We start from the raw sequence: 22,461 nt of genomic DNA, 5'->3' as shown, positions 1-22,461 counted from the left end.
TCCGTCAGTCCTCAAATGCGGCAAAAGCCGGAGCATAGTCGGCCCTGCCGGATTTTGGCAGCACAAAAGTGTCATCGAGCAACAGGGCCTGGAAATAGGGTCCGGCATAGGTCGAGGCGAAGGGTGTGGCCGTTTCCGCAGAAAAGCCGAATCGCCCATAATAGTCCGGATTGCCAAGCAGGAAGATTGCGACAATGCCCTCGCCTCGCGCCCAGGCGATACCAGCCCGCATGAGCATGGCTCCGATGCCCTCGCCCTGACGATCGGGGCGAACACCAATCGGCCCGATAGCTGCAGCGCGAAGGGACATGCCGTCACCTTCTGCCACCATCAGCGACAGGATCAGATTGCCTACCGGTTCATCGCCGTCGAGCGCCACCAGCGAAAGCAGAACCTCTCCATCGGAACGGAGCTTGTCTGTGAGGCGGGCCTCCAGATCGGTTTCGAATGCCGCAGCGTGGATGGCGAAAACCGCGCGTTGATCATCCGGCCGTTCAGCGCGAAGAGCAATCACTTCTCCAGCGCGATGTCCGGCGCATCCTCGGCCTTCATGCCGATGACGTTATACCCCGCATCGACATGATGGGTTTCGCCGGTAACGCCCGAAGAGAGATCGCTGAGCAGGTAAACCCCTGCCCCCCCGACATCGTCGATCGTCACATTGCGGCGAAGCGGCGAATTCAGCTCGTTCCATTTGAGGATGTAGCGAAAATCTCCGATGCCGCTCGCGGCCAGCGTCTTGATCGGGCCGGCCGAGATCGCGTTCACGCGAATATTGTCGGGGCCCAGATCCATGGCCAGATACTGGACGCTGGTTTCCAGCGCCGATTTTGCCGGCCCCATCACATTGTAATGCGGCACGACCTTTTCCGCGCCATAATAGCTGAGGGTCAGGATAGAGCCGCCGTCCGGCATCATCTCGCTTGCCCGCTTGGTGACGGCAACCATGGAATAGACCGAAATGTTCATGGTCATCAGGAAATTGTCGAGACTGGTATCGAGATATTTGCCTCGCAGCTCATTCTTGTCGGAGAAACCGATCGCATGCACGACAAAGTCAATGGTTTCCCATTTCTCTTTGAGCGTCGCGAACGCAGTGTCGAGCGCATCCATGTCGGACACGTCGCACTCGATCAGGAAATCCGATCCCACGCTCTCGGCGAGCGGTCTGACGCGGCGTTCCAGTGCGTCGCCCTGATAGCTGAACGCCATTTCCGCGCCCTGTTCATGCAACTGTTTGGCTATGCCCCATGCCAGCGATCGGTCATTGGCAAGCCCCATGATCAGCCCGCGTTTCCCTTTCATCAGTCCCGTCATTAAGGTTCCTCGACTTCAGTTTCTTCTATGTGCTTCCTTAACTCGCTTTCAGGCACTTCCGCCAGTGCCGCGTTGAGATAAGCCGCAACGACAACCCCGAATCCGATGACGAAAAAGAACATCATCGAAAGCATGAAGCCCGCCAGGCTGCCATAGGTCAAATCATAACTGATCAGGTTTTCGAGTATGACGGGCATCAGGGCCGTCGTGCCGAGCCACCATATGGTGACGAGCAGCGCGCCAGGCCATTTCGGATAAAGCCGCGCGCGATATTGGCGCGGCGTAAGAGACCAGAAAACAAGATAAAATCCGAGAAAGATCGCGAATGCCGGAACCAGCCGGGAAAGGGAGAGAAATATCCGATACTCCTCCAACAAAGGCACGAGGCGATAGATGAACTGCTCCACCCCGGTCATCACGAATTGCAGGGCGAAGGCGAGCAATGCCAGGGCAACGGAAATGATGATCAAGCCGATTGAAAAGAGCCGGTACTCGTAGAATGGCCGTCCATAGGGAGTGCCATAAGCACGACGCAGAATTTCCCGCACGGTTTCGATAAAGCTGGCGGTTGTCCAAAGCCCGATAGCCGCGCCTATCCACAGCAGATTTCCGGTGCGCGCGGAAAGAACGCTGGCAATCGGGTCTTCCAATGCGGTCGCCACGCTGGGGGGCACATTCTGCAGGAAGATCGCGACCGCCTGCAACCCATCCTCGGTCCGGCCAAGGCTTTGCGCGATGGCTGCCAATACGATGAAGAAGGGAAAGAGGGCGAGCAGCGCCATAAAAGCGAGGTTGCCCGCATGGATAAAGCCTTCCGCGTAGACGCCATCGGCTACGCGTTTCAGCGTCGTCCAGCCCCAGGTGCGCGGCGGTGGATAATCGAGAGGCCGGCCCTCTCGGATACGAACCTCGGCCAGCCTGCGGCGCGCCTCAGGCGATTGCGAGGCTTCATGAGTCAATGATCAGACACCAAATTCCGAACGCGGGTTTTGCGGCTTTCCGGGCGTCCAGCCCTTCACAAACTCCGCCAGTTCCGCATCGTCTTCGGGCAGGTCAATTTCCAGTTTCACCAGCTGGTCGCCCCGGCCACCGTCCTTTTTGTGGAAGCCTCTACCCTTGAGCCTGAGCGTTTTTCCCGAGGCGGCATTTTTCGGCACTGTGAGCATCACCGGCCCATCGACCGTTGGCACCTTGATCTTCGCGCCGAGCACAGCCTCGTCGAGGCCGATCGGAACGTCGAGGCGAATGTTGTCACCGTCGCGCTCGTAGAATTTGTGATCCTGAACGAAGATTGTGACGATCGCATCGCCGGCTCCGCCCGGCCCTTCCTGACCCTGGCCCGAGAGCCGCATCTGCGTACCGCTCTCGACGCCGGGCTTCAGTTTCAGGTCAATCGTCTTGCCGCTCGACAGCGTGATCCGCTGGTCATCAAGCCGCGCTGCGGCCTCGAATGGCACGGCAAGGCGATAACCCATATCCGCGCCCTTGGGCGGAGGGGCCTGACGCCTGCCGAAACCGCTAAACGGTCCGCGCGAGGAACTGGCCGTCCGCCCGCCGCCGCCGCCAAACAGCCCTTCGAAAATATCGCCGATATCGCCGCCTTCGGAAAATTCGAACGATGAACCACCCTGGGCGCCGCCAAAACCGCCGCCGCCAAATGGATTGGTGGGATTGCCATCGGCGTCGATTTCTCCGCGATCGAACTGGGCACGTTTAGCCTTGTCGCTCAGCAAATCATAAGCTTCCGTCGCCGCCGAAAATTTCTCGGTAGCCTTCGGATTATCCTTATTCCGGTCCGGATGCAGCTCCTTGGCGAGCTTGCGATAGGCCTTTTTTATATCGTCTTCGCTCGCGCCGCGCGAGACTCCGAGAGTTGCGTAAGGATCTGCTACCATGGTGTCCGTGTCGTATATCATGTGCCGTTAGCCAACTGTTGCAGTATTACAACAGTTGAAATGGGGAGATGGTTCCGTTGTTTCAAGCGGCTTCGCGCGATCCATGTATCCGCCGGACGATCAGGTAAATGGCCAATCCGAACGGCCCGAAAATAAAGGTGGCGAGAAGGATCGGCGCCTGCACAAACCGCGACAGGGATATCTCATCCGCATTGCGCGCGACCCAGAGACCCACGAACAGATCGAACGCCAGATAGTGCACCCAGCCCAATGTGAGGCCGGCATCGGCTGCGAATGCCGTGCGAACGCCCTCGATCGTCGTGAAATCCGGCCCTCCACCCCCCGTCGACGGAGCGATAAACAAGAGATAAACCAGCAGGGATGCGTAGAAGAGACTAAAAAGGCCGACGACCCCGTCGAACAATATCGTGTATATCGCCTCGCGTCTCGGCCCGAAAATCAATACCGCCCAGGCCAGCATTGCAAACAGGTTCGCGAATTTGAAAACCGTTGGCCAGTCCATCGCCATTCCCCCAAATCGATTTTGCCTGCGACATTGATAGACCATGCCCGGCTGGCCTAGAAGCCCCCTCATGACAGACGATTCCACTGGCGATCCTCACGCTCTCTTCACCGCCTGGGCCGCCGAAGCCCGGGCCAGCGAGATCAACGACTCCAACGCTATGGCGCTGGCGACGACGACCCCGGACAACCAGCCCTCGGTCCGTATGGTGCTGCTCAAGGGCCATGATGAGCGCGGCTTCGTCTGGTACACGAATCTCGAGAGCCGCAAGGCGGATGACTTGCTCGCCACCCACAAAGCAGCCCTGCTTTTCCACTGGAAGTCGCTGCGCCGGCAGGTCAGGATCGAAGGACCGGTAAGTCGGGTTTCCGATGAGGAAGGCGACGCCTATTTCGCGACGCGAAGCCGCGATTCGCAACTGGGGGCATGGGCATCGGACCAGTCCCGTCCGCTCGACAGCCGGGAGACTTTCGAAGCACGCTACGAGGAAGTGCAGGCACAGTTCGAAGGCAAGGATGTCAAGCGCCCGCCGCACTGGTCGGGCTTTCGTCTCGATCCGCAGCGAATCGAATTCTGGCAGGATGGCGCACATCGCCTGCATCATCGGCGCGTGTTCACGCGCAGGACGGATAGTTGGGACGAAGGGCTGCTTTACCCCTGATCAGATAATCGCGCTTCGTCGCGCGCCGCTCCCGCGATAGAGCGGGCCGAAGCGAAGGAGCATGTCATGCCGAAACTGCCTTACTATCATGTCGACGCTTTTGCCGAACGACCCTTTACCGGCAACCAGGCTGCCGTCATGCCGCTGGAAAGCTGGCCGGATGACGATCTTCTGCGCGCAATCGGCGAAGAGAATAATTTTGCCGAAACCGCCTTTTACCTGCCCGACCAGAGCAGCGAAGCCGATTATGAGCTGCGCTGGTTCACGCCGACCGATGAAATCCGGCTATGCGGTCATGCAACGCTCGCAAGCGGGCATATCCTGCTGACGGAGAATCCCGATCTTGAGCGGGTGCGATTCCGGACGCGCAAGGCGGGCATATTGGAAGTGTGGCGTGAAGGCGATGGCTATGCGGTGGCGTTGCCCGCAATCGTGGCTGAGCCTGCGACCCTACCCGAAGCCGAAGCGGCACTCGGCAAGAAACCAGTCGCCACCTATCGCCATCCCGACCATTATAATGTGTTTCTCTATGAAACCGCGGAAGATGTACTCAATCTCGATCCCGATATCCGGGCCTTGGGCGCGCTGGGAGATGACAGCTTCACCGTTACCGCGCCCGGTAAGGATACCGATGTCATCAGCCGGGTGTTTGTGCCTGGTGCCGGCGTGGACGAGGATAGTGTGACAGGCTCGGCCCATTCAGTCCTGACCCCGTTCTGGGCCAAGCGATTGGGGCGCGATAGCTTCACCGCCTTTCAGGCGAGCAAGCGCGGCGGTTATTTAAGCTGCAGGCTGGACGGGGATCGCGCAATCCTGATTGGCGATTGCGTTACCGTTGTCGAAGGTAGTTTCACGATCACCTAGATCGACTGGGCCGCGCCCTAGTCGCCGCCTCTCACCACGCCGAACTGTTCGGGCAGCGTGACGAGGATATCGTCCACCTCAACACTGCCGCGCTGCACGACCAACTCCTGATGGTTGCGCTGGGCGTCGCCGGTTTCGGCTTCGATACAGTTGCGTCCGTCGCACTGCGCACGGAAGCGGTAGCGCAGATAGGATACCAGTTCGCCGGCCGTGATATTGCCATCGGCATTGTCATCGGCCTGTCCGCCCACGCCGTCCGAGAAGAAACGCGAGAGATAACCGCCCGCATTGAACTCAGACGCGACAAGGCTCGTCAGATCCTCTTCCGAACTGAACAGCCCCATCATGTTGGGCCGTGTGATCAGATCGCGCTCGAACCCTCCCGAGAAACAGGAGTCGAGAACAACCATCGTCGTCCCCGCCCGCACATCGGCGAACATCAGAGCGAGATCGTCATCCGTCAGTTCCTCGCCATCGGCAAAGACAAGCGTTTCATCGCGCCCATCGAGCTCGCCCCGATCATTCGGGTCTTCAATCTGGTTGCCATGCCCAGAATAGAAGAAAAGGAAGATATCGTCCGGCCCTGCCTGTGCTGCTACCCGCTGGAACGCCCGGCGGAATTCGGGCAGCGTCGCCTGCTGGTTGGTGAGCAGGATGCTTTCCTGCCGCAGCATGCCGAGCTCTTCGAACTTCTGGTAGAGCTTCGCCGCATCGGTATCGGTATAAGTGAGATCGGACGTATTTCCCCCATAATCGGCAATCCCAACCGAAATCGCGAACACCTGCCGCTGCCGGGCATTGGCCGGAATGCGGCTCGTGCCCTCGCTCAGGGCCAGTTGGAACCGGCCGGTTGCAGCCGGGGCATAAGAGGTTGCGACGATGGTATAGACGCCATCCTCTTCCAGGACGCGCTCGAACCGGCTGTTGAGAGATTCGCCAGTATCGTCGATATCGATCTGCTCGCCCGACGGGGTCCGCAGTATTAGATATGTATCGAACTCATCCGAACTCAGGTCGACCGTGACCGGCTGGCCGCGGCGGCCGGTAAAGCTGTAGCGCTCAAGATATTCGCCGCTGTTCAGCGTGTCGTCATCCTTGCCGAGCTCGCTCGTCAGGGTCCGGCCAAAAGCCAGCGGCGCGGCATCTGCATCGATGAATTCGGTGTCTGCGATCTGGCTTCGGTTCAAACCCGTTATCAGCGCATAATCGCCGGTATCGCCGCGACCATAGCTGGTAACGGCAATCACATAACGACCATCGGCAGGCAGGGTAGCGAGAATGCGGCTGTCCAGCGTCGGCTCGCCCGCAGTCGTGTCGTCGTCATTGCGAACCGAATAACTGCCCGGGCCCGACAATGTCAGCATCGTATCGAAATCGCCCGATACGTTCAGGTCGACGCGCTGGCCGCGCGTACCGCTGAATTCGTAGCGATCCGTATAGCGGCCCGCGACCTGGCTATCGCCGTCCGAAGAAAGCGCACCTTCGCGCGACTGGCCGATCGTTATGACCTGTGGCGGCGTTGCGGCTTCCGCTGCCGCCTGCAGCGATTCTGTCGAAACCAGGCTTATGGTATAGGCGCCGCTTTCCGCGGGCCGGAACGCCTGCGCGCGCACGACCAGCCTGCCCGTATCGGGCACGACGACATCGAGGCGGCTGTTGGTGGTTTCCGGCACCCAGTGGTTATCGTCGTTGACGAAGGCCGTGCCGTCAGGAAGGCGCGCCTGGAGCTGGGTATCGAACGCATCGGATTCCATGACGATAGAGACATGCTGGCCAGCAGTCCCGCGAACGCTCCATTCGTCATAATATTGCTGCTTGCCGCCGGCGACCTGATCGCCCTCGGCCAGTTCGCCACCAAAGGTGCGACCGATCGCAAGCGTACCGTCCTGCGCCTGGCCCTGAACGGGCTGCGCGACACAGAGCGCAGCTACGGCAACGCCCATACCGGCGAGCATCTTCGATTTCATAGTCATGATCTTCCCCAATTCGCCGACCCGCCTATCACTTAGCAAACCTGCGGTGAAGCGGGGCTGAACGACGACAAAGCGATTGCGCCCCGCAATATGGGGTCGCGATATCAGGATCGCGGAGCGGCAATTATGATCTGAAGCACATGGTCAGCCGGAGTCTGTTTCACCGGTGGTTTGCCCGAAAGCCTCGAAAATCCGAGCCAGCCGCATCACCACGGCTTCGCGCAGTTCGCCGTCGGGCGTATTGCCCAGCCGGACGACCGTGAGCCCCTGAGCCGGCGATACCATCACATATTGACCAAGATGGCCATTAAAGGCGAACAGCGATTGCGGCGCGCGATCCGGGAACAATACGGGATTGTCGTAGACGCCGCCGGGCCGGTTCAGCCAGGTCTGGCCGCCATATTCGCCGTTACGAGGGGATGGCGTCAGCATGAACTCGCGCCATTCGGACGAGATGATCGGGGTTCCGTCTGGCCCCTGCCCGGTGCGCATGACTTCGCCCAGCCGCGCCCAGTCCCGCGCCGTCGCATGGATCAGGCTGCCGCCGATCTGCGTGCCGCGCGCATCGAATTCGAAATAGACGCTCGATATCCGCGCCGGACCAAGCAGTCGCTGTTCGGCGAAATGGCGATAGGCCGCAGCCCGCTCGCCCGGATCGTCCGAATCCGTCAGCTGGTCGGCGATAATCCGGGCAATGATAACGGTCGTCGCGCTGCTATACTCATATTTGTCGCCAGGATTGGCTTCGAGCGGCCGGGAAACAGCATAGCCGGCCATATCGTCCGTCTCGGTCGAGAACAGCATCCGGTTCGTGTCCGAATCCCAGATCGGTTCATTGACCTCGGTATGATCGAGGCCAGACGCCATATGGAGCAGGTGGCGCAGGGTGATATTGCGCCGGGCGTCATTTTCCCCCTGCCATTCTGGCACCGGCGCGGGCGCGTCCAGATCCAGCACGCCATCGTCGACGAGAAAGCCGACGAGCATGGCCGTCACCGTCTTCGCCATCGACCAGGAGATATAACGCATGTCCGCCGAATAGCCGGGCGCATAACGCTCTGCGATCAGCTCGCCATTGTGCATCACCAGAACAGCGCGGGTTTCGCCAACGCCCTCTTCGGAAAACAGCGCATCGACAAGCGGCGCGATATCGGCGCGGGCGGGAACGGGCGCATCTGCGGCGATTGAATCATCCTCCGCGCCTTCCCGTTCGAGGACCGGTGCCGCGGCGCTGACGAACAGCGCCAGTGCCGGCGCGAGCGGGATAATCCATCTTTGCTTCATCATCGCATCAGGCTACGTCTGGACGCCATGAAAGTGAAGCGCCCTTTTCTCACCGCCACGATTGTCATCCTACTCATTCTGCTGGTTGCGGCCGTTACTTATGCTGTGCGCATGAAACCGACCATTGAACTCGGCGTGGGCTATGGCGCGCATGTCGTGTGTTCGTGCCGCTATATCGGCGGGCGCGACATGGAGAGCTGCTACAACGACTATGAGCCCGGCATGGAGATGATCTCCGTCGCCGAGGATGAAGAAAATAAACGGATCACCGCCAGTGTTCCGCTGCTCGCCAGCCGTTCGGCGCAGTTCCGCGAAGGTTTAGGGTGCGTTCTTGAGCCACTTCCATAGGGAGGCATTGGCGCCCACGATGGTGTCCTTCCAGTGCTTTACCCAAGCCGATATTTTCGCTTTGGCGGGCTCGGCCCTGCTATCGATATAAGTCAGGAGCATAACGCCGACCAACACCGTTAAGGCAGCTACCACGCTGCCAACCACGTAGTTTCCATCCCCCTTTGCCCAGGAGAATGCGAAAAATACTACGACAGCCCACTCGGTCCCGAGATACACAATTCGAAACGATCTAGAGCTCCAGAGCGCCCAGAATCCTAAGGCGACGACACAGACCCCGACCGGTTCGGCGAATATCCCGTACCAGCCACCCGCATTATTCAAAATATCAAGCATCATATAGGCGGCCAAAAATATCGGTAGGAATGGGGCCGATATCGCCGCGAGGACTGCTGCGACTGCCATGGCAAGCGCGTAAAGTGCGAGGCCCGCACCAACTATCATCAGTGCCGCCAACTGTTGATCAAAGACTTCCTGATCTGATTTGACCGATCCTATCTTTCTGCCGTTTCCATCAAAAATTTGTTGTCCCATGGTTCACTCCAATGATGCGCCAGCACTCCTCTCTTTGGGTTTTTATGCAACACTGACCGATGTAGTTATACCACACCAAGCCACAGGACGCACGACTCTACGTTAGGAATATTAGATTACTGGGACAAAGCTTATTGCAACTTCCGTTTCGAGGCGTGATTTGTTGTTGCTATCGAGCACCACTCCTGTCGGCTGCAAATTGCATGGGTTCGGCGACAGCGTTCTTCATTGCGGATAACCGTTCTTAACTCTGTAAGCGGGTGCTCATCCGCGGTACTACAATTACCCCGATAGTCTCCCAACACCCGTGAACTTGAACGCGCACATAAGATGGAGCGCAGCCTCGGAGCCTCTTCTTGCAGTCGACCCCTCCCATATCCAGCCTGCTGCCAGACCGGATCCGCGAAAAGCTTGGGCGGCGGGCCGGCGCCGTGCTGTTCGTGGTGTTTATCGAGGCACTCCTGCTCTTTCTGTTGCTAACCCTGAATCAATCGAATGCAGAGGAAGAACGTGAAGTCGTTCCCATGTCCAGCTTCACCCTAAGCCCCCCGAGGGCCGCGCCTCCCTCTCCGGCAGAGGCCGGACCGGAGGTTCCGCAACAGGCCAGCCAGCCCCAACCGGCGCCCGAACCGGATACCGTCAGACCGGATGACACTCCGGCTGAGCGCGTTCCCGCGCCGTTGCTCCCCTATACGCGGCAGCAAGCGGCCCCTCTGGACATCGCCGACATACCCGCCCGCCCGGCCCCGCCAGCGCCGACCAATGGAGAGACGATGGGTCCGCCGGCTCCGCGCGCGCGGAGAGGGGGCGGCGATTCACAACGAGTCGAAGGTGCAGGCCCGAATGGCGAACCGCTCTATGCGGCCTCCTGGTATTACGAACCACGACCAGATGAACTGGATGGCTATCTGGACACCGCTCGGGGACCGGGCTGGGCCCTCATCATCTGCCAGACCATGCCCGAATATCGCGTCGAAAATTGCGAGCTTCTCGCTGAGCATCCGCACGGATCGAATATCGGTCGATCGCTGCTTGCCGCGACATGGCAGTTTCGCGTGCGCCCACCCCGAATCGGCGGAGAATCGCAGGTCGGCGCCTGGGTAAGAATCCGGTTCGATTATGATGATCGCCGGCGGTGATGCCTGCTCGCAAAGCGTTTGGTGAAGTTTAGCGATAGACCGAACTGACAGTATTACCCTCGACGGCAGGCGTGGCGCAGCGACCAGTTGAGAGCATGCGCAAGAATGAGGGCCAAACTTCCAATAACAGTAAACGGCATTTCCCAGGCTGTCTCCACCAGCAACAGCGTCGCCGATGCTAGCAGCATAAGACCGGCGCTACCGGCGAGGCATGGCCGGATATCGCGATGGCTCAGGTAACCGGACAACAGGGCAATCCCAGCCGCTGGAATGACAAAGGCGAGCAGCCAGACATGCACCTGTTCCGGGATCGGCATGGTATTTGCGAGGAAGGGAAGTGTCGCAAAAGCGATGGGCAAAACCAGACAATGGACAAGGCACAACAGGGAGGCCCCTATTGCGACGCGTTCTATCCTGTCTTGGCTAGCTGCACTGCCTATGCCCATTTCAATCGCCTATCACTATGATGATACATTATCACATAATGCTCTTGCGAAAAATGTCCAGCGCGGGAAGACGGCAAGCTTTGAATTTCGCGATGGTGGAGAAACTGGAGGCCGTCAGGCCGCCAACACCTCTTCGGCAGCTTCCGTTTCCGCGATCCAGCCGCCGCCCATAACGCGGTCGCCCGCATAGAGGACAGCCGCCTGCCCGGGAGCCACACCGAATTCGGGCGTGTCGAAAACCACTCGTGCTCCATCGAAGCGGGCTGGAGCGGGTTTTGAGAGGGAGCGGACCTTGGCCGTCATCTCCCCCTCGAAAGCCTCGCCCAGCCAGTTCAGATCCTCGATCCGCGCTGCGGTCACTGCCAGCGCCGATTTCGGCCCGACCACAACACGGCGCGTCTCGGGCTCCAGCTTTACGACATAAAGCGGTTCGGGCTGGCCTCCGATCTCGAGCCCGCGACGCTGGCCGACCGTATAGTGGATCAGGCCTTTGTGCTCGCCGAGCACCTCGCCAGACCGCGTCACGATTTTTCCGCCCTCGCCCGCCTCGGGCCGGACCTTCTTCACGATCTTGGCATAATCGCCGTCCGGCACGAAACAGATATCCTGGCTGTCAGGCTTGAGTGCCACGCCAAGGCCAAGCTCTTTGGCAATCTCTCGCACCTGGGTTTTCGGCATTCCACCCAAAGGAAAACGCAGATAATCGAGCTGGTCCTGCGTTGTCGCGAACAGGAAGTAGCTCTGGTCGCGCGCCGGATCGAGCGCCCGGTGGAGTTCGGGACCGCTCTCGCCCATGACCCGGCGCACATAATGGCCAGTCGCCAGGCAATCGGCACCCAGGTCGCGAGCCATGTCCAACAGGTCCTTAAACTTCACACTCTGGTTGCAGCGGATGCACGGGATGGGTGTCCGCCCGGCCATATATTCGTCGGCAAAATCGTCGATCACCGATTCGCGGAAACGACTTTCATAGTCGAACACGTAATGGGCGATGCCGAGTTTTTCGGCAACGGCGCGCGCGTCGCGGATATCCTGCCCAGCGCAGCAGCTGCCGGTGCGGCCCGTTGCTTCGCCATGATCGTACAGCTGCAGCGTGATACCGATTACCTCGGCACCAGTCTTCGCAGCAAGCGCGGCGACAACCGATGAATCGACGCCGCCGGACATGGCAACGACGATACGGCTTTCGCTCGCCGGACGGTCAAGATCGAAATCTGCGTTCATCATACAGGGCCATTTAGTGTTTCGTAGCGCCGCGCGCAAAGGGCAATGCGGTTCGCATTATCGCCCGGATAACCATGATCGGTAAAATCGGTCCGCAAATCCTCACCAAAGCGTTGCCAGCGCCTTTACCACGTTTTCAACCTTCGTCCCTATTACGCTGCTCCATGGACATGAGTTTCACTTCCTTTGGCAATCGCATGGATGCGGCCGGCAGTATCAAGCCGGACTTTCACGCACTTGTGGCTTTCCTGGCCGCAGCACAGGCTGCGCAGCCGACGAGCAGGCTTGCAACGCGCCTTGCAATGGGGGGGGCTAGCCAGATGGCTGCAATCGAGGCGCTGATCACGGTGTTCGCGCCGCGACCAGGCGCCGAAGGTATGAACGTCATGGGACAGGGGCAGGCATTAAAGGGTTGTTTCAACCCCGCTGTGCCGATTTCGTACATCCCGGTAACCAACAAGAAAGGTTGGTAAAGTGCCTATTTACCTTGGCATTTCAGCCTTTTTTCAACGAGCTTTGCTTACAAGGTGTTCATCGTAATGCTGACGACCAAGCAAGGATCGAAGGATCCCATTGAGGAAATAATGATCGAGAACCAAAAGATACGTCCGGCGCAAGTCATCGGCCCCTTGGGAGAGCCGCTCACACTTGATTCCCTTCCGCCACCTTCGACCCGACGCTGGGTCGTGCGTCGCAAGGCCGAGGTAGTGGCCGCCGTCAATGGCGGGCTGCTGTCGGTCGACGAGGCCTGCGATCGCTATGACCTGACGGTCGAAGAGTTTGCCAGCTGGCAAAGGGCCATCGATCGGTCGGGCATGCCCGGGCTGCGTGTCACGCGGATCCAGCACTATAAATCGCTCTACGAGCGCCAGCAGAAATACTAGATCTGAAATAATCGGAATTGTCGCACGGTCGATCAGCGGCCGCCAGCGAGCAACGGGTTCCCCGGTCGCCAACTCCGTCGGCGGCCGGGGAATTTGTTTTTGGCACCGATGCCACTAGGCTCCCTCCATCGCACAGTCGATTCGCGGCACCATCTGGATGATGGTGCTACCGACTGTTGGCAATACAGGGAGAGAGACTATGTGGGGTTGGATTATTGCACTGGCGGTCGGCGGCGTGATCGGTTGGCTGGCAAGCCTCGTCATGAATCGCGACGCGTCGATGGGCATCTTCTGGAACATCGTTGTCGGCTGTATCGGCTCCATCCTGGGCCGGTTCGCCTACGGTCTGGTCGCAGGCGGAGCATCCGAGCGGCTGCGCGACAATGCGTTCAACGTGGAGACATTGCTGGTCGCCTTTGGCGGGGCGATCGTCCTGCTTGCGATCATGAACCTTATCCAGCGCGGGCGCGTACGGTAATCGCCGAACCTGACCGATACTGTCGGGGCCGCGCGAGAGGATCGCGCGGCCCTTTTCGTCATTGGAGCTCGAACATCACGGAAATGTTCGCCGTCAACCGCTGCTCGCCGGCCGCGATCTGCAACGGAGCCGATTCAGCCGTATCCATCGCCATCGCACGTCCAGCCAGCGCCACCGGTGAGCGCGCCGCCCCCGCTTCGCTGATAGCCACTATGCGCACGACCTGCATGCCTGCCGCCGCTGCATAGAGTTCGGCCCGCTGTCGCGCCTTGGCAATAGCATCGCGGCGCGCTTCGTCCATTGCCGCATCGAGCTCGTCGATCTGCAGACTCGGCCCGTTGATCTGGTTGACGCCCTGCGCCACCAGCGTGTCGATTATCGCCCCTGCCCGCGCGATCTCGCGAAAGCGGACGGTCAGTTGATTAGAAGCGGTATAGCCGAGAAGCCTTGGCTCGCTGCGGTCCGAATAGTCATAACGTGCATTCAGGTTGATCGAGGCAGTCTGGATATCGCGTTCCTCTATACCCGCTGCATCCAGCGCCCGGAACACCGCCTGCATGCGGCGGCTATTGTCGGAAAGCGCAGCCGTGGCGGAGGGCGCCTCGGTGACAACGCCGGCATTGATTACCGCAATATCGGGAACCTGGCGCGACTCGCCGATCGCAACGATATTGAGTCGCGTACCTTCTATTACCGGTGCCGGTGTCACGATCTGGGCGGAGGCAGTCGATCCAATCGAAACGGTCGAACAGGCGGCAGCCAGAAGGAGAGCCATGTTTTTCATCATCATACTCCAAGATTGCATGTGCAGAGATATCCGCTCCCAATCGGAGCAGATTGGGGGTTTCGCTTCGATGAACGGTAAACTCCCTACGGCAGTTTACCTTGATTTTGCAGTGCAAAAAAACGTAAACGAATGGCAGATTCACTTCCGACTTGAGCCTTGTGTTTTATTTATGTAATACAGTATGGCAGTAAGGCACAGCGGAGTATGGCCAAGGTGGCAGACATGAATATTGAACAGAGCTTCGCGGACGGAGTTTCCGAACCGATGAACGAATTTGAAGCAGAAGAACGGCGGGCCGACAGGCGGCGTCGTTTCATCATTGTCGGCGTAGTAGTCGGGGCGCTCGCCGTTCTTGCTGCCTATTTCATGTTCCAAGGCGGCGCCGGCGAGAATGCTGGCGCAGCCGGTGGCGAAGGCGGCCCGGCGCGGGTGTTGCCGACAGTGACCGTTATCGTGCCCGGTTCGGAAGCCATATCCAACACAATCTCTGCGAGCGGGACATTGGCAGCGCGACGGGAAATGCCAGTCGGCGTTGCCGGAGAAGGCGGCCAGATCGCACGTGTACTGGTCGATGCAGGTGACTGGGTCGGTGCAGGACAGGTACTCGCCACCATCGAAAGCTCCGTGCAGTCACAGCAGGTCAATTCTGCGGCGGCCCAGGTCGAAGTCGCACGTTCCGACCTCGCCCTTGCCCAGGCCGAACTCGACCGGGCGATGCAGCTCGTGGCCCGCGGTTTTATCAGTCAGGCCGATATCGACCGCAAAACTGCAACGCGAGACGCGGCTCGGGCGCGCGTGAATGTCGCAGGCGCCCAGCTTAACGAATTGCGCGCTCGCGCCGGAAGGCTCGCCATCCGCGCACCGGCGGCAGGCCTGGTCCTCGAACGCAATGCCGAGCCCGGACAGGTTGTGAGCGCCGGCAGCGGCGCACTGTTCGTGCTGGCCCGGGGCGGCGAAATGGAAATGAATGCGCAGGTGTCCGAGTCCGACCTTACCCGGATGTCGATCGGCCAGAGCGCGACCATCACACCGACTGGCACCGATCAGACTTTTGAGGGCCAGATCTGGCAGCTTTCCCCCACCATTGACGGCCAGAGCCGACAGGGCACCGCCAGCATAGCGCTTTCCTATCAGGAAGGGCTGCGCCCCGGCGGGTTCGCCAGCGCAGAGATCGTCAGCGGTTCTATCGACGCACCGATGCTGCCGGAATCCGCAGTACAAAGCGATGCTCGGGGCAATTATGTCTATATCATCACGCCAGAGAATATCGTCGAACGCCGTGATATTACCATCGGTTCGGTCGGCAGCGCCGGCATCACTGTCCGCGAGGGTCTTGAGGGCAATGAGCGGGTCGTGCGCTCGGCGGGCGCATTTCTCAATCCGGGCGACGAGGTCATCCCACAGCGCCAGTCTCAAGACGACGACAGTTAGGAATCAGGCATGAGTTTCCGCACCGTATCGACATGGGCCATCAAGAACCCAACGCCGTCGCTGGTCCTGTTCCTGGGGCTCATGCTGGCTGGGCTGATCAGCTTTGCCCGGCTTGACGTCAATGACAGCCCGGAAGTCGATTTTCCTGCGGTCCGGATAATCGTCGCGCAGCCTGGCGCGGCTCCGACCGAGATGGAAAACCAGGTTACCCAGCGAATCGAAGCGGCGGTTCGCAACATCAACGGCGTCAATACGATCCAGTCCTTCGTCAATGAGGGCAATTCGCGGACCTTTGTCGAATTCACCATCGGTACGCCGGTCGATCGCGCAGTTAACGACGTGCGCAACGCGGTGGCCCAGATACGCGGCGACCTGCCGGATGGCATCCTGGAACCCCAGGTCCTGCGCGTCGAGATCAACGGCGGCGGGACGATCGCCTATTTTGCGGTCGAAAATGTCGATATGACGCTCGAGGAACTGAGCTGGTTCGTCGACAATACCGTCGCGCGCCAGCTGCTCTCCGTAGAGGGCATGGCTGCGGTCGATCGCGGCGGCGGGGTCAGCCGGGAAATTCGGGTGATCCTCGATCCTGCGCGGCTCCAGTCGCTGGGCATCACGGCCAGCCAGGTCAATGCGCAGTTGCGCGCAACCAATCTCAACGCGGCCGGCGGGCGGGCGGAAGTGGCCGGATCCGAACAATCTGTTCGCGTTCTTGGCAACGCCGAAACCGCCTATGAGCTGGGCCAGACGGATATTGCACTGGGCGGCGGCCGTACGATCAAACTGGCGGATATCGCCGAAGTCCGCGATCTCTATGGCGAGCAGCGCTCGCTTTCGAAGATGAACAACCGTCAGGTGGTGAGCTTCGGGATCGAACGGGCCAAGGGAGCGTCCGACGTCACCGTCTACGACAATGCGGAAGCCGTTCTCGCCCAGATCGAAGAGAATAATCCGGGCGTCGTTTTCACCCGACTCTTCACATCCGTCGAATACACGCGCGAAAATTATGAGTCTGCCATGGCCGCTTTGGTCGAAGGGGCGGTACTGGCCGTTATCGTCGTCTTTTTCTTCCTTCGGGACTGGCGCGCCACGCTGATCTCTGCAATCGCCATACCGCTTTCGGCGATCCCAACCTTCTGGTTCATGGACCTGTTCGGCTTCTCTCTGAATTTCATCAGCCTGCTCGCGCTCAGTCTGGTGGCCGGTGTGCTTGTCGATGACGCAATCGTCGAGATTGAGAATATCGTCCGGCATATGCGCATGGGCAAATCCTCCTATCAGGCATCGATCGATGCGGCGGAAGAGATCAGCCTTGCTGTGCTGGCGACGACAATGGCAATCGTTGCTGTATTCCTGCCGGTCGCGCTGATGCCCGGCATTTCAGGCCAGTTCTTCATCCAGTTCGGCATGACCACCGTGGTCGCGGTGTTGATGAGCCTAGCCGTGGCCCGCCTCATCACACCCCTGGTCTCCGCCTATTTCCTCAAAGCCGAAGGCGTTCGCGAACATGGCGAGGGACCGATGATGGACCGCTATATGGCGCTCCTGCGCTGGTCTCTGGTCCATCGCTGGAAAACGGCTCTTATCGGCGGCGGCGGTGCAATGGTCGCCACGGTCATCGCATTCAGCCAGCTGCCGATGACCTTCCAGCCGGAAACCGATGATGATTTCAGCCGGGTGACTATTGAAATGGTCCCGGGCACAACGCTGGAAGAAACTGAACAAGTGTCTGACCGGGTTGCCGCCATATTGCGCCAGCAACCGGAAGTTCTGACCGCTTTCCAGCGGATCGATCCGGGCAGCGGCCGGATCTTCATGACGCTGCGCGACGACCGGGAACGAAAGAGCACCGAGTTCGAGCGCGAAACCGCTCCGCTGCTGCGCGCGATCCCCGATGCTCGTGTGACCTTCATGTCGCAGCAGGGCGGCTTTAGCGGCCGCGATATCTCGATGACGCTCGGCGGCGACGACCCCGTTGCCCTGGAAGAAGCTGCCAATGAGCTGGTCGCGCAGATGAGCACATTGGATACGATCATTGCCCCGCGTATCGACGGCGATCTTCGCCGGCCGGAAATCGTCGTTACACCGCGTCTCGACCTGGCGGCAGACCTTGGCGTAACAACTGCGGAGCTCAGCCGGGCCATTCGCATCGCCACCCAGGGTGAAATCGATCAGAATGCCGCACGTTTCTCCTTGAGCGACCGCCAGATTCCGATCCGTGTCGCCCTTGCCGAAGAATCCCGGCGCGACCTTTCGACGATCGAGAACCTGCCGGTCGCTACGGCGAATGGCGGCTCTGTGCCCCTGCGTCTCGTGGCGGATATCGGCTTCGGCTCGGGCCCGACCGAGATCCGGCGCTACAACCAGCGGCGGCGCATCGTGATCGGTGCCGATCTCGCCCCCGGACTGGTGACGGGCGACGCGATGACCCAGATCAACGCGCTTGAATTCTGGGAAGATATGCCCCCGGGTGTAGATCGCGTGATCGCCGGCCAGGAAGAATGGCAAGCCGAAATGCTGTTCAACTTCCTCGTTGCCGTAATCTCGGGCGTGCTGCTCGTGTTCGCCGTGCTCGTCCTGCTTTACCGCAGGATCATGGCACCGCTGGTGAATATGGGCTCACTGCTGCTTGCCCCGCTGGGCAGCGCAATCGCCCTCCATCTCGTCGGACAGCCGATATCGATGCCGGTATTCATCGGAACGCTCATGCTGCTTGGCATTGTTGCGAAAAACTCGATCCTGCTGGTCGATTTCGCGATCGAGGAAATGGACAAAGGCGTCGACAAGGACACCGCCATAATCGATGCGGGGCACAAGCGCGCTCAGCCGATCGTCATGACGACGGTCGCGATGACCGCAGGGATGGTGCCAACCGCCCTGGCGTTGACCGGCGATGGTGCATGGCGCGCGCCAATGGGCTGGACCGTGATTGGCGGGCTGTTGCTGTCAACGGTGCTCACTCTGGTTATCGTGCCTGCCTGTTTCAGCCTCGCCGACAGCATCGAAAGGCGTATGCGGCGGTTCTTCGGTCGGCTTATTACCTACCGGCCGGAAGACGATGACAAGGCGTCCATCCAGCCGGCAGAATGACATCGACGGACCGATCCCGGCCGCTCGGCCGGCTCGGCGCGGCGGAGGATCGCGGCAAGGCCATGCGCCGCACCGCGACCGCCATGCTGTTCCTAATGGCGGGGATATTCGTCCTCGCCCATAATATGGAAGAGAGCCATGCGGCGTGGGGCTTTGTCCGCGCCTTTGCCGAAGCGGCCATGGTCGGCGGGCTTGCCGACTGGTTCGCCGTCACCGCCCTCTTCCGGCATCCGATGGGCATTCCGATCCCGCACACCGCTATCGTGCCCAACAACAAGGACCGGATCGGCGAACAGCTGGCCTGGTTCCTGAAAGACAATTTCCTCACGCCCTCCATCGTCGCGCGGCGGATGAAACGATTCGATGTCGCCGGGGCTATCGGGACCTTCCTGACCGACCCGTCGGGCGGCGAAGGCCGAATGCGCCAGGGGGCATCCCGGCTTGTCGCCATGATCCTTGAATCGCTTGACGATGAACGACTTGGCGGAACGACCAAGCAGATGATCGCGAACCGGCTACGCGAGCTGGATATCGCGCCGCTGCTGGGCCAGTCTATCGAGGCGGCAATGCAGGAGAACCGGCATGTCCCGGTAATCGACGGTATAGTGCGCTGGGCCGCCAATATCCTCGATTCGAACGAAGATATAGTCCGCGCGATGGTCCATGAACGCGCCAATAATTTCATGCGCTGGCTCGCTATCGACGACCGGCTGTCGGACTCGATCATCAACGGACTCCGCCGCCTGCTCGTCCAGATGGAGGGAGATCCCCACCATCCGTTGCGCGATCAGGCCAATGAGGGCTTTGTCCGCCTGATCTTCGATCTCCAGCATGATCCCGAGATGCGGGCGCGGGTTGAGCAGTTCAAATCCGAACTGATCGACAATCCGGCGGTCGCCGACTGGCTGGACGGACTGTGGGAACAGGCCCGCGAGGCTCTGCTCCGGGCAGCGCGCAACCCCGATAGCGCGATGGACGGGCGGTTCGGCGATGCCCTGCGGGAACTGGGCCACACGCTGCAGAACGACGCCGATCTCAAACGGGCGATCAACCTTTTCGCCCGCCGCGCGACAGTGGGTGCGGTTGCCGATTATGGCGACAGCATCGTCAAGCTGGTTTCGGACACGGTAAAGGGCTGGGACGCGAAAACGATTACCGACCGGGTCGAAAATGCCGTCAGCCGCGATCTTCAATATATCCGGATGAACGGCACGATCGTCGGCGGACTGGTCGGCCTGACTATTCATACGCTCATCACGATATTGTAAAAAAAATGCCGCCGTCGGGTAACGGCGGCATAAGTGGGTCATACTGGGTCCTGAAGGGCTGACCTACATCTGGTCGGGTTCGCCATCTCCATCATTGTCGAGCGCGTCGGGACGGCCATCGCCATCCCGATCCCAAGCATCCGCCCGGCCATCGCCGTCCCGATCCCAGGCGTCCGGCGTGCCATCGCCGTTGGTGTCGATTGTCGGCGGCGGTACTTCGCCACCCTGGACATAGGCCAGCGCAGGGACCGGTCCGATCATCAGTGCGATGATCGCCGGAACGATGAGTTTGCTGTTTGTCATGAATTCAATCCTTCACGTTGCGCCCTTCCGCGTGCAACATTTTGAAAGGATTGCGGGATATCGCCAATGCCGCTGCGGCAGCCAGAGCGGGAAATGCGCTGCGCGACGCCTGGGGAACGTTCCGCCGCTGACTGCGCACTATTTGCCTCCGGCCCGGAGAAATTAGCCTTCGCTGACGCGCTCAATATCGGCGCCGACGGCACTCAGCTTGTCTTCGAGGCTCTCATAGCCGCGATCGAGATGATAGACGCGCAGCACCTTGGTTTCGCCTCTGGCAGCCAGCCCGGCGAGCACGAGACTCATCGAAGCGCGCAAATCGGTGGCCATGACATTCGCGCCGACCAGCTCGTCAACACCTTTCACCACGGCCGTCCGGCCGCGAACCTCGATATCCGCGCCCATCCGCGCCAACTCGGGAACGTGCATATAGCGGTTCTCAAAGATCGTTTCGGTCAGCATGCTGGTGCCGTCGGCGAGCGCCAGCATCGACATGAACTGGGCTTGCATATCGGTCGGAAAGCCGGGGAACGGAGCGGTTGAGATGGTCGCCGGCTTGAGCCGCGCATCGGCACTGACCTTCACGCCATCGGCCAATTCCTGGACCCCAAGGCCAACATCGCGCAGGCCAGCCAGGATGGCGGCCATGTCATGCGCATCGGCGCCTTTGAGCATCAGCTCGCCGCCGGTGATCGCCGCGGCGCAGGCATAGCTGCCCGCTTCGATCCGGTCCGGCATCACGCTATAGGTTGTTCCGTGCAGGCGGTCCGTTCCATGAACGACAAGCCGGTCGCTTCCGATATCCTCTATCTCCGCCCCCATCGCGACAAGGCAGTTGCACAGATCGACAATTTCGGGTTCGCGGGCGGCATTTTCGATCACGGTTTCGCCGCTTGCCAGAACCGCCGCCATCAGCGCATTTTCGGTTGCGCCGACAGAAACCATGGGGAAGGAAATCGTTCCGCCTTTGAGCCCGCCATCCGGCGCGGTCGCCTTCACATATCCGGCAGCAAGCTCGATATCGGCGCCCAGCGCTTCGAGCGCCTTGAGATGCAGGTCGATCGGGCGGTTCCCGATCGCGCAGCCACCCGGCATTGACACAGTCGCCTCGCCTGCCCGCGCCACCAGCGGCCCGAGCACGAGAATCGACGCCCGCATCTTCCGTACAAAATCATAGGGAGCAACCGTCGACGCGATGGACGCGGCCTTGACCGTCATCTTGCGCCCGCCACCGTTGTGCCCGCCTTCGAGCATTGTCGACGCACCATGCTGGTTGAGCAGGTGCATGAAATTGTCGACATCGGCGAGACGGGGCAGGTTTTCGAGACACAGCCCCTCATCTGTCAACAATGCACAGGGCATGAGCGTGAGGACGGCGTTCTTCGCGCCGGAAATCTGCACGGTTCCTGAGAGGCGGTTGCCGCCGCGAACTACGATACTATCCATGACCGGCTTCTACCGGAACTTGGCGGCCGCGCAATCCCGGCGCCAACTCCCAATGTGCAATCAGGCTTTTTCAAGCGTGCATTGCAAAGGGTGCTGATTCTCGCGGGCAAAATCGATCACCTGAGTGACCTTGGTTTCGGCGACTTCGTAGCTGAACACGCCGCACACCCCAACGCCGCGCTGATGAACCTGCAACATAACCCGCGTCGCATCGTCCATGCCCATGCTGAAGAAGCGCTGGAGGACGAGCACGACGAATTCCATCGGTGTGAAATCGTCATTCAACATCAGCACTTTGTAGGGCGACGGCTTTTTGGTCCGTGTGCGCGTTTGCGTCGCGACCCCGAGGCCGGAATCGCCTGTTCCCTCTTCGTCGTCAGTGCCGGAGGCAAGAATTTCGTCGCTTTGGAGCATGGTTCTCGGAATATCGTATTGCGGGGCCGCTAAGCAAGGGGTTGATGTGGTGTAAAAAGCCTAACCGACTCGGAAGCCTGGATGAAGAAAGAGGGCTCCGACGAAAAAGGGCCGCCCCGCACTGCTGCGGAACGGCCCCTTGTTCATTGCGTTCA

General features: G+C 60.1%; 24 protein-coding genes. 10 read left to right on the top strand and 14 right to left on the bottom strand.

Annotated elements, in window-relative coordinates:
* Positions 1-4 precede the first annotated feature (4 nt).
* The 5 genes from DFR46_RS13420 to DFR46_RS13400 all read right to left on the bottom strand — a co-directional run bounded on the left by DFR46_RS13420 (position 5) and on the right by DFR46_RS13400 (position 3,735).
* On the bottom strand, positions 5-514 hold the full coding sequence (locus DFR46_RS13420) for a GNAT family N-acetyltransferase (protein WP_116236898.1): 510 nt from the start codon (positions 512-514) through the stop codon (positions 5-7).
* Complete coding sequence (gene fabI / locus DFR46_RS13415; RefSeq protein WP_116236897.1) at positions 511-1,317, bottom strand: enoyl-ACP reductase FabI; 807 nt, start codon at positions 1,315-1,317, stop codon at positions 511-513. Before fabI ends, DFR46_RS13420 begins: the two co-directional genes overlap by 4 nt.
* Positions 1,317-2,276 carry a YihY/virulence factor BrkB family protein gene (locus tag DFR46_RS13410; RefSeq protein ID WP_116236896.1) on the bottom strand — a complete coding sequence of 320 codons (960 nt, stop codon included), beginning with the start codon at positions 2,274-2,276 and terminating at the stop codon, positions 1,317-1,319. The genes fabI and DFR46_RS13410 overlap by 1 nt, the downstream gene beginning before the upstream one ends.
* A gap of 3 nt (positions 2,277-2,279) precedes the next feature.
* Positions 2,280-3,233 carry a DnaJ C-terminal domain-containing protein gene (locus DFR46_RS13405; RefSeq protein ID WP_116236895.1) on the bottom strand — a complete coding sequence of 318 codons (954 nt, stop codon included), beginning with the start codon at positions 3,231-3,233 and terminating at the stop codon, positions 2,280-2,282.
* Between the two features lie 61 nt (positions 3,234-3,294).
* Positions 3,295-3,735: an ABA4-like family protein gene (locus tag DFR46_RS13400; protein ID WP_116237359.1), complete on the bottom strand. Its 441-nt coding sequence runs from the start codon at positions 3,733-3,735 to the stop codon at positions 3,295-3,297.
* Positions 3,736-3,805: 70 nt separating this feature from the next.
* Here DFR46_RS13400 and pdxH point away from each other — a divergent pair, with 70 nt between their 5' ends.
* Both pdxH and DFR46_RS13390 read left to right on the top strand, forming a co-directional pair.
* Complete coding sequence (gene pdxH / locus DFR46_RS13395; protein WP_425453147.1) at positions 3,806-4,396, top strand: pyridoxamine 5'-phosphate oxidase; 591 nt, start codon at positions 3,806-3,808, stop codon at positions 4,394-4,396.
* A 66-nt stretch (positions 4,397-4,462) separates the two neighbouring features.
* Complete coding sequence (locus tag DFR46_RS13390) at positions 4,463-5,260, top strand: PhzF family phenazine biosynthesis protein (protein WP_116236893.1); 798 nt, start codon at positions 4,463-4,465, stop codon at positions 5,258-5,260.
* 17 nt (positions 5,261-5,277) lie between these two features.
* On the opposite strand, the gene DFR46_RS13385 is transcribed toward DFR46_RS13390, so the two are convergent.
* Together DFR46_RS13385 and DFR46_RS13380 are read right to left on the bottom strand one after the other, a co-directional pair.
* Positions 5,278-7,233, bottom strand: a complete 1,956-nt coding sequence (locus DFR46_RS13385; protein ID WP_116236892.1) for a pre-peptidase C-terminal domain-containing protein — start codon at positions 7,231-7,233, stop codon at positions 5,278-5,280.
* 144 nt (positions 7,234-7,377) lie between these two features.
* The gene (locus DFR46_RS13380) at positions 7,378-8,520 is read right to left on the bottom strand and encodes a serine hydrolase domain-containing protein (protein WP_116236891.1); all 1,143 of its coding nucleotides are present in this window, start codon (positions 8,518-8,520) and stop codon (positions 7,378-7,380) included.
* Between the two features lie 24 nt (positions 8,521-8,544).
* Between DFR46_RS13380 and DFR46_RS13375 the strand changes: the two genes are divergently transcribed.
* Positions 8,545-8,865, top strand: a complete 321-nt coding sequence (locus tag DFR46_RS13375; RefSeq protein ID WP_116236890.1) for a hypothetical protein — start codon at positions 8,545-8,547, stop codon at positions 8,863-8,865.
* Here DFR46_RS13375 and DFR46_RS13370 read toward each other — a convergent pair.
* Positions 8,836-9,399 (bottom strand): hypothetical protein, encoded by a 564-nt coding sequence (locus DFR46_RS13370; RefSeq protein WP_116236889.1) that lies wholly within the window; start codon positions 9,397-9,399, stop codon positions 8,836-8,838. The genes DFR46_RS13375 and DFR46_RS13370 overlap by 30 nt on opposite strands.
* 356 nt (positions 9,400-9,755) lie before the next feature.
* Here DFR46_RS13370 and DFR46_RS13365 point away from each other — a divergent pair, with 356 nt between their 5' ends.
* A complete protein-coding gene (locus tag DFR46_RS13365) occupies positions 9,756-10,538 on the top strand; it encodes a hypothetical protein (protein WP_116236888.1) in 783 nt (260 codons plus the stop codon).
* Positions 10,539-10,591: 53 nt separating this feature from the next.
* On the opposite strand, the gene DFR46_RS13360 is transcribed toward DFR46_RS13365, so the two are convergent.
* Positions 10,592-10,984: a MerC domain-containing protein gene (locus DFR46_RS13360; protein WP_116236887.1), complete on the bottom strand. Its 393-nt coding sequence runs from the start codon at positions 10,982-10,984 to the stop codon at positions 10,592-10,594.
* A gap of 114 nt (positions 10,985-11,098) precedes the next feature.
* Positions 11,099-12,208 carry a tRNA 2-thiouridine(34) synthase MnmA gene (gene mnmA / locus DFR46_RS13355; RefSeq protein WP_116237358.1) on the bottom strand — a complete coding sequence of 370 codons (1,110 nt, stop codon included), beginning with the start codon at positions 12,206-12,208 and terminating at the stop codon, positions 11,099-11,101.
* Between the two features lie 74 nt (positions 12,209-12,282).
* On the opposite strand from mnmA, the gene DFR46_RS13350 reads away from it, so the two are divergent.
* The 3 genes from DFR46_RS13350 to DFR46_RS13340 all read left to right on the top strand — a co-directional run bounded on the left by DFR46_RS13350 (position 12,283) and on the right by DFR46_RS13340 (position 13,570).
* Positions 12,283-12,681, top strand: a complete 399-nt coding sequence (locus DFR46_RS13350; protein ID WP_147297694.1) for a hypothetical protein — start codon at positions 12,283-12,285, stop codon at positions 12,679-12,681.
* Positions 12,682-12,792: 111 nt separating this feature from the next.
* Positions 12,793-13,092 (top strand): CtrA inhibitor SciP, encoded by a 300-nt coding sequence (gene sciP / locus DFR46_RS13345; protein WP_116237357.1) that lies wholly within the window; start codon positions 12,793-12,795, stop codon positions 13,090-13,092.
* Positions 13,093-13,291: 199 nt separating this feature from the next.
* Positions 13,292-13,570, top strand: a complete 279-nt coding sequence (locus DFR46_RS13340; RefSeq protein ID WP_116236885.1) for a GlsB/YeaQ/YmgE family stress response membrane protein — start codon at positions 13,292-13,294, stop codon at positions 13,568-13,570.
* A gap of 58 nt (positions 13,571-13,628) precedes the next feature.
* Here DFR46_RS13340 and DFR46_RS13335 read toward each other — a convergent pair whose 3' ends face one another.
* A complete protein-coding gene (locus DFR46_RS13335) occupies positions 13,629-14,345 on the bottom strand; it encodes an SIMPL domain-containing protein (protein ID WP_245953860.1) in 717 nt (238 codons plus the stop codon).
* A gap of 234 nt (positions 14,346-14,579) precedes the next feature.
* On the opposite strand from DFR46_RS13335, the gene DFR46_RS13330 reads away from it, so the two are divergent.
* The 3 genes from DFR46_RS13330 to DFR46_RS13320 are packed head-to-tail and all read left to right on the top strand — an operon-like array spanning position 14,580 to position 20,146.
* Positions 14,580-15,788 carry an efflux RND transporter periplasmic adaptor subunit gene (locus tag DFR46_RS13330; protein ID WP_116236884.1) on the top strand — a complete coding sequence of 403 codons (1,209 nt, stop codon included), beginning with the start codon at positions 14,580-14,582 and terminating at the stop codon, positions 15,786-15,788.
* A 9-nt stretch (positions 15,789-15,797) separates the two neighbouring features.
* Entirely contained in the window at positions 15,798-18,878 is a 3,081-nt protein-coding gene (locus DFR46_RS13325; RefSeq protein WP_116236883.1) for an efflux RND transporter permease subunit, read from the top strand.
* Positions 18,875-20,146: a DUF445 domain-containing protein gene (locus DFR46_RS13320; protein WP_245953859.1), complete on the top strand. Its 1,272-nt coding sequence runs from the start codon at positions 18,875-18,877 to the stop codon at positions 20,144-20,146. The genes DFR46_RS13325 and DFR46_RS13320 overlap by 4 nt, the downstream gene beginning before the upstream one ends.
* Before the next feature lie 63 nt (positions 20,147-20,209).
* Here DFR46_RS13320 and DFR46_RS13315 read toward each other — a convergent pair whose 3' ends face one another.
* From DFR46_RS13315 to clpS, 3 genes are all read right to left on the bottom strand, one after another.
* Positions 20,210-20,449, bottom strand: coding sequence for a hypothetical protein (locus DFR46_RS13315; protein ID WP_116236882.1), 240 nt, complete (start codon positions 20,447-20,449; stop codon positions 20,210-20,212).
* 162 nt (positions 20,450-20,611) lie between these two features.
* The gene (gene murA, locus DFR46_RS13310) at positions 20,612-21,892 is read right to left on the bottom strand and encodes a UDP-N-acetylglucosamine 1-carboxyvinyltransferase (RefSeq protein ID WP_116236881.1); all 1,281 of its coding nucleotides are present in this window, start codon (positions 21,890-21,892) and stop codon (positions 20,612-20,614) included.
* A gap of 60 nt (positions 21,893-21,952) precedes the next feature.
* Positions 21,953-22,306, bottom strand: coding sequence for an ATP-dependent Clp protease adapter ClpS (gene clpS, locus DFR46_RS13305; RefSeq protein ID WP_116236880.1), 354 nt, complete (start codon positions 22,304-22,306; stop codon positions 21,953-21,955).
* Between the last annotated feature and the right edge of the window lie 155 nt (positions 22,307-22,461).

Source organism: Parasphingopyxis lamellibrachiae (genome assembly GCF_003385775.1).
GTDB lineage: Bacteria > Pseudomonadota > Alphaproteobacteria > Sphingomonadales > Sphingomonadaceae > Parasphingopyxis > Parasphingopyxis lamellibrachiae.
Note: the sequence above shows the minus strand (reverse complement) of the source record. Positions and strands in the feature narration are given on the sequence as shown.